The 1,211-nt window shown below is 56.3% G+C and carries 3 protein-coding genes; all 3 read left to right on the top strand.

Annotated elements, in window-relative coordinates; all coding sequences use genetic code 11:
• Window positions 1-370 (top strand): hypothetical protein (locus ACE4YL_RS04420; protein WP_461369299.1); only part of this gene is annotated, 370 nt, incomplete at its 5' end.
• Window positions 371-374: 4 nt separating this feature from the next.
• Window positions 375-737: a dATP/dGTP diphosphohydrolase domain-containing protein gene (locus tag ACE4YL_RS04415; protein WP_461369298.1), complete on the top strand. Its 363-nt coding sequence runs from the start codon at window positions 375-377 to the stop codon at window positions 735-737.
• Window positions 730-1,211 (top strand): nucleoside 2-deoxyribosyltransferase domain-containing protein (locus tag ACE4YL_RS04410; protein ID WP_461369297.1); only part of this gene is annotated, 482 nt, incomplete at its 3' end. The genes ACE4YL_RS04415 and ACE4YL_RS04410, both read left to right, overlap by 8 nt.

Raw genomic sequence — 1,211 nt, 5'->3', positions numbered from 1 at the left:
CTTCGCCACCATCAATCTGACCCCGAATTGCATCTTGGAGCTGAGGCACCCCATAGACGGCACGGCATATGCAATCAGCTACAAAACGCAAAAGATGATCGACGCCATGCACGGCGGGGAGAAGCCGAACATTCTAGCCATAGGCCACTACCACAAGGCGGAGTATATCTTTTACCGCAACGTCCACGCGTTTCAGACGGGATGTTTTCAGGCGCAAACTAATTGGATGAGAGGCAAGCAAATCGCCGCGCACGTCGGCGGCTGGATTGTGGAGATCCACGTGACCGAAGAAGGAACCGTGACCCGGTGCAAGGGCGAGTTTATACCCTACTTCCGGGCGATTAAAGATGACTACTTGAATTGGCGGTGATACCATGACCGAACAACAAACCGACTATCTGCTGGAGGACAGCGGGGAGCGGCAGCAGTTTGATACCGGCGCGGTCCGGGATCCGGCGAAGGGCAAGGGCCGCTATGACCTGATTACCCCGCACGGCCTGAAACGGCTGGCCCTGCACTACGAGGCAGGCGCGGCGAAGTATGCGGATCGCAACTGGGAGAAGGGCATCCCGGCCAGCAGGTGCTTTTCGTCGGCGGTCCGGCATCTTTTCCGCTGGCTGACCGGGGAGCGGGGCGAGGATCACTTGGCGGCGGCCTGCTGGAACATCATGGCTATCATGCACTTTGAGGCTGTTATGCCGGAGATGATTGACGTGGAGGCGAGGCGCGATGAATAAAACAGTCTACCTGGCCGGGGCCATCGACAAGGTATCACCGGAGTTCGCCATCGGGTGGCGGCAGGACGCTACAAAGCGGTTGGAGGCGGCGGATTATGCCGTGCTCGACCCGACCGATGGAAAGAATCTTTACGATCCAAATGTAAACATTTCTACCTATACCCCGAAACAGATCGTTGAAACTGACAAGGCCATGATTGACCGGGCGGATATTCTGCTCGTGGAAATGTCGCGTAAGGACATTCCCTATATCGGAACGTCGATGGAGATCCTCTATGCTTGGGAGCGTGGCAAGCAGGTATATGTCTGGGGAGGCCCACAGTCTTACTGGGTGCGTTATCATGCTACAAAGGTATTCCTGACCCTAAAAGAAACCCTGGACTATCTGGAGGGGTGTGAGGCCCCTCTACGGCTAAATGCGATTCTTGGTAACGTTCGCAGGTTAAGGGCCAGCCTTTACCCGGCGGGATGGAC

The organism is Candidatus Darwinibacter acetoxidans (genome assembly GCF_041936445.1).
In the GTDB taxonomy this organism is placed as follows: domain Bacteria; phylum Bacillota; class Limnochordia; order Darwinibacteriales; family Darwinibacteriaceae; genus DTU010.
Note: the sequence above shows the minus strand (reverse complement) of the source record. Positions and strands in the feature narration are given on the sequence as shown.